The following is a 2,780-nucleotide window of genomic DNA, read 5'->3' as shown; positions in this document are numbered from 1 at the left end:
AACCCGCATCAGCAAAATCAACAGCTTACAGAGCCAGTTGCCAGCTTGTTCCGCCGCTACTGTTCAAGTCGGGTCAAGCTGTCTGAGGCGCTTCATCTTGGAGGTTATCAGCCGAGCATACTTCTCGCGCTGGGCATATAGAAGGTCGCATCCGAGATCCCAGCCTTCCGACACACACTGCCTAAACCGGTAAATTGAAGCTGCCTCGTACCGCCACGCCGCACCTCGTGATGATCGGCGGCTCAATGACCGCACGAAGTAATACGGAAGAGCCAGTTTTCCGGCAGCAGGTCAGTTGATCACCCTTAGCCACCGTCAGGAACTCTTACATCGGTCGGCGGCTCGGCGCCCAATAGATGCTTCACAAAATAATCCCACCTGCGCTTCGTCACATATCCATTGGTTCCGGTCGTGGTATGATCAAGGTCGGGTAGCATCAACATATCAAAGTTTTGATTTGCTCTCGCAAGGGCCCCAGCCATCAGTATCGTGTTTAATGGATGAACGAGGTCGTCCGCATCACCGGACACAAGCAGGAGGTGCCCCTTAATCTGAGCCGCAAGGGGATAATTCGACTGGGATTGGTAGGAGTCGGGGAATTCAGCAGGCATTCCAAACCAGGCATCGTATGAAAAATCGGCTGCGAAATTGTCATGAAGTGCCGCGGATGAGACGCCGACTTTGAAGACGTCAGGACGTTGGGCCATCAGCCGTACGGTATAGTATCCCCCCCAACTGTGCCCGTATATCCCGACCCGTTCCGGATCGAGAAAATCGTATCTCGCGGCGAGTTGCTTCACGGCGGTCGCATGATCCGCCGCAACAACATCCGGTGAGCCAAAGTTCGGTCCCCAAGTCGCGTCCCGAGCGTCACGGTCGAGCAGCGGTGTTCCGCGGGCGTCGAGCACGAAAACTGCAAAACCGAGTTGCGCCAAAGCCATGGCGCCCTTTGCGCCTTCGCCCGGGGACCGGACGGGCGCATTATACCTTTGCGGCCCGGCGTAAATCGAATCGATGATAGGGAGCTTGCGGCATCCGTTCTTGCCCGATGGTAGGTAAAGCGTACCATGTAGGACCGTCTGGCCATCGGCAGCCGTGACGCTGAAACGCTCCGGCGGAACCCAGCCGCGCTGCACCAAGGGCGTGAGGTCGGTCCGCCAAAGTTCCGATATGAGGGCGCCAGTGCTCTTCCTTAGGACAACCCTCGGGGCCTGCGACAATGTCGAGTAAACGTCCACGAAAGCGTCAAGCTTCGGCGAGAGATGGACTTCGTGATCGGCGTCCTCTGGCGTTAACAGGACGGGCTGACCACCGTCGAGCGAAACACGATAAAAATGCCGTAGGTAAGGATCACGTCCCGGCTCTCGACCAGCAGCGGAGAAGAACACCGCACGCTCACGCGCATCAACTGCCGTCAGATCGACAACTGACCAAGCACCCGAGGTCAATCGCCGAACGAGCTTTCCAGAAGCCACATCGTACAGATATAGATGTTCTCGGCCATCCCGCTGAGAAAACAAGACGAGCTGGCCGCCATTTCCTACAGGCGCGAATGTCTGAGCACCATCATCATAGATGTTGATAAGGCGCCGTGGCTTGCCGCTATCGTTTCGGTCGACCAGAACCTTGTGAGGAGCCCCAGTCTGAGGATCCACCCTGTAGACCGTCAGAGTTCTGAAGTCTCGGGACTCCGCTCCGACGAACAAATAGCGGCCGTCTTCCGTCCAGACAAGCTCCTGCCCGCCGGCTCTCCAGATCGCCAGATGCAGCGGGGGAACTTGCAGCTCACGTATTGTGCGCGTCCGGCGATCTACGACAATCAAGGTGACCGTGGGCACATTGGTGTCGCCCGGAAGGGCGTACCGATACGAATGTACTTCCGGTATCCGGCGCCCCACCGCGTCCGGAGCCGACCCAACTACGAATGGGAGAGATCGGAGTCCACGCTGGTTTACGCGGACTGTGACGAAGTAGCGCGAGTCGGGCGACCACTTGCCGACGACAGGCAGAACCCGGCGCTCCCGTGTCAGGGGGCCGGATCCATTATCACCAATCAGGCCGTAGGCGATGTCATAGGTCCCATCGTGCGTCAGACGATAGTGGGAGTCCGAACTCGTCTCGAGCATCGTCAAATCGTATCCATCGCGCAGAATTTGCACGGTACCGTCTGGCGACATGGCTCGATCCCCATTCGAATTGGCTTTTGGCTCTGGCGATTCCGCGGGCTCAACCCTTTTGCCATCCTTCACATTGAACGCACCCAAGCACTTCGATTCGGATAACGCCAAAAGCCGATCCGATTCTAGCCAACGGAAATTGGGGAACGCATCAGGGACCACGGATTCCGCTGGAGAAGCGAGCGCGGCGGCCCGCTTGTAGCGCACCGAAAGATCGGCGGACGTTGGCGGCTCACACTGCTGGCCGGGGGACGCGATCCCGCATTCCCACTCCCCTTGAGGTTTTTGGGGATCTCCTGTGATTGCCCGCCCTGCCTCTGGGAGTGCGGCGCCAGGTGCACCCTTCGAGGTCATGGCCATGATCGTCCTCCCTTGTGTTGTAAAGGTAGCTCGCAGTTCCTACTTCGGCGCCGCGACGAACCGAGCCTTTAAGAGCTGCCGTTGATCGATGTTGGCTACCGGACACATGGCGTCACTTGGGCTGGCTGTTTCCATCGTCTGCATGAGAAGGCACAGGTTGACAGAAAGCCGGCCGCCAGCGCCGGTACGACTTTCAGCACGATCTGGCTAAGCGGCCAGTTCCACGGGGTGATCAGTCCGACG

At 58.3% G+C, this 2,780-nt stretch carries 1 protein-coding gene and 1 pseudogene; both read right to left on the bottom strand.

Features of this window, described 5'->3' with window-relative positions:
• Positions 1 to 305: 305 nt before the first annotated feature.
• A complete protein-coding gene (locus AC0L3I_RS36690) occupies positions 306 to 2,537 on the bottom strand; it encodes a S9 family peptidase (RefSeq protein ID WP_473530199.1) in 2,232 nt (743 codons plus the stop codon).
• Between the two features lie 107 nt (positions 2,538 to 2,644).
• Positions 2,645 to 2,780, bottom strand: a pseudogene (locus tag AC0L3I_RS36685) (aldehyde dehydrogenase family protein); the annotation flags it as partial.

This window comes from Mesorhizobium sp. WSM4840, from assembly GCF_055811755.1.
The sequence above is the reverse complement of the archived record's forward strand: the minus strand, read 5'-3'. Positions and strand labels throughout refer to the sequence as shown.

What these genes read in the sequence shown, in the direction of transcription:
- AC0L3I_RS36690 (WP_473530199.1), bottom strand. Translation starts at nt 2,537, where the DNA reads ATGGCCATGACCTCGAAGGGTGCACCTGGCGCCGCACTCCCAGAGGCA.